This window comes from Pseudomonas sp., from assembly GCF_026224925.1.
Classification (GTDB): Bacteria; Pseudomonadota; Gammaproteobacteria; order Pseudomonadales; family Pseudomonadaceae; genus Aquipseudomonas.
This window is the reverse complement of sequence record NZ_JAMFRV010000759.1, coordinates 1-5,792: the sequence shown is the minus strand read 5'-3', so window position 1 is coordinate 5,792 and position 5,792 is coordinate 1. Positions and strand designations below refer to the sequence as shown.

Annotated in this window: 4 protein-coding genes; 2 read left to right on the top strand and 2 right to left on the bottom strand. The window is 57.9% G+C overall.

Translation table 11 applies throughout. From position 1 onward, the window contains the following. Both M0974_RS31620 and M0974_RS31615 read right to left on the bottom strand, forming a co-directional pair. Positions 1-1,775: FUSC family protein (locus M0974_RS31620; protein ID WP_297846037.1), on the bottom strand; the 1,775-nt coding region annotated here is incomplete at its 3' end. 127 nt (positions 1,776-1,902) lie between these two features. Beyond that, on the bottom strand, positions 1,903-3,414 hold the full coding sequence (locus tag M0974_RS31615; RefSeq protein ID WP_297846035.1) for an efflux transporter outer membrane subunit: 1,512 nt from the start codon (positions 3,412-3,414) through the stop codon (positions 1,903-1,905). 184 nt (positions 3,415-3,598) lie between these two features. Here M0974_RS31615 and M0974_RS31610 point away from each other — a divergent pair, with 184 nt between their 5' ends. Beyond that, the gene (locus M0974_RS31610) at positions 3,599-4,573 is read left to right on the top strand and encodes a LysR family transcriptional regulator (RefSeq protein WP_297846033.1); all 975 of its coding nucleotides are present in this window, start codon (positions 3,599-3,601) and stop codon (positions 4,571-4,573) included. Continuing rightward, the gene (locus M0974_RS31605) at positions 4,570-5,544 is read left to right on the top strand and encodes a D-glycerate dehydrogenase (protein WP_297846031.1); all 975 of its coding nucleotides are present in this window, start codon (positions 4,570-4,572) and stop codon (positions 5,542-5,544) included. Before M0974_RS31610 ends, M0974_RS31605 begins: the two co-directional genes overlap by 4 nt. The last annotated feature ends 248 nt before the right edge of the window (positions 5,545-5,792 follow it).

Sequence of the window (5,792 nt, the reverse complement as noted above, 5' to 3'; positions counted from 1 at the left end):
TGCCCAGCGGCCAAGCCATAGGCTTGATGCAGCAGATCGCGGGTGCGGCTTTCGAAGCCCGTCCCCAGTCCACGCAATGGCGCGGTCAGGGCAAACAAAACTTGCCGACGCAGGTGATCTTCTAGCCGACGCCACAACCAGCGGCTGTTAGGCGGAAGAATAATGGCCCCTGCGGCGGCACACACCAGCATGCCGAGAACCATCGCAATGTAATCGTTGATGAGCAGGTAAGGGTCGAAAACGGTGAGATTGCCTGGCACTGATTCGATACTGAAGAAGATCAGTAACCCTACGCCGATACCCGCCCATTGTGGCCGTGAAGCCAAGAACGCACCGAGGGCGAACACCGGCGCCATGACCACGCACAGCAGTGGAAAGCCATCGATGTACGGGAAGATGAAGAAGGTTTCGACGAAGCCAAAAATAGCCGCCATCAGCGTGCCGCAAGCCATTTGGAACGCCATGCGTTTGGGGTTGGGCGTGGTGGCTGACAACGCGATGGTCGCTGCTGCCACCAGGGTCATGGTGACGCCGCTGGGCCAAGCCGTTGCTACCCAATAGCTGCCAAGTGCGCCGACAATAAACGTTGCGCGAATGCCTGACGCCGCTGACGACAGCCAACTGGTGGTGGACTTGAACGACTCGTCCCATTGCTCGCGAATGTGATGGTGATCGGCCAATGACGCGTGTGTTTGCGCGTAGTTGTGCAGGTCATCGACAAAGCGGTACAGCAGTTCGTAGGCAGTGTGGAAATCCAGCAGATCAGCGGCGCTTGGACCGCTCTCGACCAGTGCCTGGCGCAGGCTACGAACATGCACTGGCAAGCTGGTTTTGTAGGCAGCAAGGCGCTGTTCGAGCACGACGGCATCGGGGCTGGTCAATGCTCGATCGGCGAAATCGTCGAGTAGCTCAGACAGCGTTGTCAGCCCCGGTTCAATGGCCGCTACAACGTGAGTTGGACCGCGCATCCGCAGGCGTTCCAGTAATTGATGCAGCGCATTGAAGCGTGTGGTGATGGCCATGAACTCGCTGTTCATGCGGTTCAGTCGACCGTTGCGACGGCGCATGTGCGGGTCTTCGAACACGGTCACGCTGCGCAGGCCTTCCAGGCCGACGGCTTCAACGATGAAGCGTACGTTGCTCGCTTCGAATGCGGCGCGCTCGCTGACGCCGCGCATCCCGTCTGCAGCAAATCGGGCGAACACCCCGAAGCGCTGATAGAGGGCGTTGCGCATAGCCGCGCTGGTGGTTTGCGGCAGTATCGCGACGCTGACCGCTGTCGAGCAGACAATCCCGAGGGATATTTCCAACACCCGCCATACAGCCGCCATGAACGAGCTTTCCGGGTGCGCCAATGCAGGCAAGCCAATCATGGCGGCGGTGTAGCCCGCGAGGACAAAACCATAGGCCCGCAAGTTGCGATAACGCGCCGCTCCCGCCGAACAAAAACCGACCCACAGCGCGAGGCTGCCGAGGAATAATTCGCTGTTCTGTCCGAACAACGACATCAACAGCACCATCATTGACGAACCGGCCAAGGTGCCAAGAAACCGATAAAAACTCTTGGCGAACACATGGCCGCTTTGCGGCTGCATGACGATGAACACCGTGATCATTGCCGTGCGCGGCTGCGGCAATTCAAGACGCAGCGCGATCCAATAGGTCAGGAAAGCGGCGATCAGAACTTTGAAAATATAAATCCAGGTCACGCCATCGCTACGCGCCCAAGCGAAGAACTCACGGCGCCATTCCAGGGAACTCAGGTAGCGGATCATGGGTGACGCGCCTGAGAGATTGCCTTCGCGAACAAGTTCGCTCCCACAGATTTTGCATCAACCCCTATTCGGTGGGAGCGAACTTGCTCGCGAAGGGTCACTCGAAACCACCCGAAATTTGAACGGTTCAATGGTCAAACACCGCAAGTACAGCTGGTGTTTTCGACGGCAGGGTCTTTGCTTCGGTGGGCGCATCAGAACCCGCCGATAAACCGCCGCCCAGCGCCACGACCAATTCAGCATGCGCCTTCAGACGTGCGGCCTGGACCTGCTGTTGAATTTGTTGCTGATGGAACAACAACGTCTGCGCGTTGAGCACGTTCAGGTAATCGGTTAGCCCGCGCTTATACGCCACCAGCGCGATGTCGTAGGTTTTCTGTGCCGACGCGACAGATTCGCTCGCGAAGGCTTGTTGCTTATCCATCGACGCGCGGCGGATCAACTGATCGGAGATCTCTTTAAGTGCGGTAATCAGCGTCTGGTTGTACTGCGCCACGGCAATGTCGTAGCCGGCGGCTGCTTCACCCAGTTCAGAGCGCAAGCGCCCGCCATCGAAGATCGGCAAGGTAATGGCAGGCCCGACGTTGTAGCTGAATTTGGGCCCCGTCAGGAACGACAATATGCCGCCACCGGTGGCCATATAACCGAGGCTGCCGGCCAAATCGACGTTGGGATAGAAACCGGCGTGCGCCACATCAATCCCCCGTGCTTGAGCGGCTACCCGCCAGCGGCTGGCAACTACATCCGGACGCTGGCCGAGTAATTCAGCTGGCAGCGCTGACGGCAGCTTCAACGCGGATTGCAACGACAATGTCGGCCGCTTTAACCGTGCGCCCTCCCCCGGGCCTTTGCCAGCCAGGGCCGCCAATTGATTACCGCTCAGGGCGATAGCCTCATCCAACGCGTCAATCTGACGATGAGTTTCCGGCAGCGGCGTTTCCGCCTGGCTGATCTCAAAATGGGTGCCGATCCCACCATTGAAGCGCCGTTGTGCCAGTTGCAGAATTTGCTCCTGCTGGGCGAGCGTGGCTTGAACGATGTCACGCTGTGCGTAGTTCAACGACAACTGAATGTAGGCGCGAATAATGTTGTTCTGCAGTTCTAGCTGGGCCTGGCGCGCCTCAGCGGCGCTCATGTGGGCCAAATCCAGCGCTCGCTCGGTGGTATTGCTTTCCTGGCCCCAGAGGTCGAGGGAATAGCTCAGCCCCAGCGAAGCATTGTTGTCCCACGTGCTGGTATTGGACAGTTCACCTGGGCCATAAAACTGGTCGGCTGGCCAGTTGTGCCGCTTGATGGTCGAGTCGCCATTGATGTGCAACGACTCCGCAGACTCGGCAACCCCGGCCATGGCTTTGGCCTGGCGTACACGAGCCGCTGCCATCGCCAGGCTTGGGTTGCCTTTAGCGGCCAGTTCAATCCAACTGTTGAGTTGTTCGTCGCCATAGGCACGCCACCACTGAGTGACGGGCCAGTGTGCCTCTTTAGAAGCATTTTGGATCGCTTCGTCAGTTGCCAATTCGTTGGCCGCAAGGGAATGGTCCTGAGGGCCAATGCCTCCGGTGCCGATGCAGCCGCCGATTGCCAGCGAGACAGCCAAAACAATTAGGGGTTTGAGACCTCTGGTGATGCGACGCGGCACTGCTGCAAATTCCCGACTGAGGTGAATGACGGAGGGTAGGCAGCGATTCTAGAGTCCCGTCGAGGCGACGATAAGACCGGTGAAGTGCGATTCTTTGTTACAGAACGGGTGATAATCCCGAGGCGAGGCTCACATTCAACGTTACTTCATGTCACAATTTGTCGATCTCATCAGAGAACTGCCAATGGATACCCTGCAAAACATGCGTGCTTTCAGCTGTGTGGCGCAAGCGGGCAGCTTTACTGCCGCCGCGGTACAGCTCGATACAACCACCGCGAACGTATCTCGTGCAGTCTCAAACCTTGAAGCGCACTTGCAAACCCGTCTTCTGAATCGTACCACCCGTCGCATTGCCCTGACCGAAGCGGGTAAACGCTATTTGTTGCGCTGCGAACAGATACTCGGTTACGTCGAAGAAGCAGAAGCCGAAGCCAGCGATGCCCATGCGCGCCCGGCAGGCAAGCTTAAAGTGCACTCGATGACAGGTGTTGGTCAGCACTACGTCATTGACGCTATTGCCCGTTACCGCAAACACCATCCCGACGTCAGCTTCGATTTGACCATGGACAACCGCGTGCCGGATTTGCTCGATGAGGGCTACGACGTTTCCATCGTGCTGGCCAGCGAATTACCGGATTCGGGCTTTGTTTCCCAGCGCCTGGGCATTACCTACAGCATCGTGTGTGCGTCACCGGCCTACATCAAGGCGTTCGGCAACCCGCAAAAACCTGTGGATTTGCTTAATCACGCCTGCCTGCGCCTGGTAAGCCCGGTAGTTGCTTTGGACAAGTGGGCATTTGACGGCCCCGAGGGTCAGGAAGCCGTCACCATTCTCAGCTCACCTTTCCTGGTTAACTCCGCCGACGCGATGAAGACCGCCATTTGCAGCGGCATGGGCGTTGGCATTCTGCCGATTTACTCGGCCATTGAAGGGCTGCGCGATGGATCGCTGGTTCGGGTATTGAGCCATTACCGGTCGCAAGAATTAAACCTTTACGCCATTTACCCCTCGCGCCAGTACCTGGATGCGAAAATCAGAACCTGGGTCGAATATTTACGAGGATCGTTGCCGGAGATACTGGCCGCCCACGAAGCCGACTTGAAAACCCATGATTTGTTGAACCTCGTCATTCAACCGCCCGAGAGTATCGTCCGATGAAAAAGACTGTCCTGGCCTTTAGCCGCGTGTCCCCTGAAATGGTCGAGCGCCTGCAGCAAGACTTCAACGTGATCGTGCCCGACCCGAAGCTGGGCGATATGAATGAACAATTCAACGACGCGCTGGCGCATGCCCACGGCATGATCGGCGCGGGCCGCAAGCTGGGCCGCGAGCAACTGCAAGGCGCTAGTAAGCTGGAGGTGGTGTCGAGCATCTCGGTGGGTTACGACAACTACGAGGTGGGTTACTTCAACGAGCGCGGCATCATGCTGACCAACACCCCGGACGTGCTGACCGAAAGCACCGCCGACTTGGCCTTTGCGCTATTGATGAGCAGTGCCCGTCGCGTTGCCGAACTGGACGCATGGACCAAAGCCGGCCAGTGGAAGCGCACGGTTGAGGCCGGGCATTTTGGCACCGATGTGCATGGCAAAACCTTGGGCATCGTCGGCATGGGTAACATCGGCGCGTCTGTCGCTCGACGTGGGCACTTCGGTTTCAACATGCCGATCCTGTACAGCGGCAACAGCCGCAAGACCGATCTGGAACAACAGATGGGCGCGCAGTTTCGCAGCCTTGATCAGTTGCTCGCCGAATCGGACTTCGTCTGCCTCGTGGTGCCCTTGAGCGAAAAGACCAAGCACCTGATCGGCAAGCGTGAACTGGCGCTGATGAAGTCCAGTGCGATCCTGATCAACATCTCCCGGGGCCCGGTGGTTGACGAGCTGGCACTGATCGAGGCCCTGCAGAACGGCACGATTCGCGGTGCTGGCCTGGATGTTTACGAAAAAGAACCGCTGGCCGAATCACCGCTGTTCCAGTTGAGCAACGCAGTGACCCTGCCGCACATTGGTTCTGCGACCGACGAAACACGCCAGGCCATGGCCGATCGCGCGTACCACAACCTGCGCAGCGCGCTGCTAGGTGAGAAGCCACAGGATTTGGTTAACCCGCAGGTGTGGAAAGGCTGATCCGGATTTCCGTAGGACCGAATTTATATCGGGAAGCAGACGACGCGGCTTGCCTGAAACACCGCGTTGTTGCTATTCGCGAATGAATTCGCTCCCACAAGGGACCTTCGGATTGCACGATTCTGAACTGCACCCAAAAAGTTGGACACCCATCTGACTTTTTGGGTGTTTTGCATGAACAGGTATACAGCCTCATTTAAACAGACTGCGATTAAGGCCTACCTCGATGGCCCGGCAGGATTTCGAAC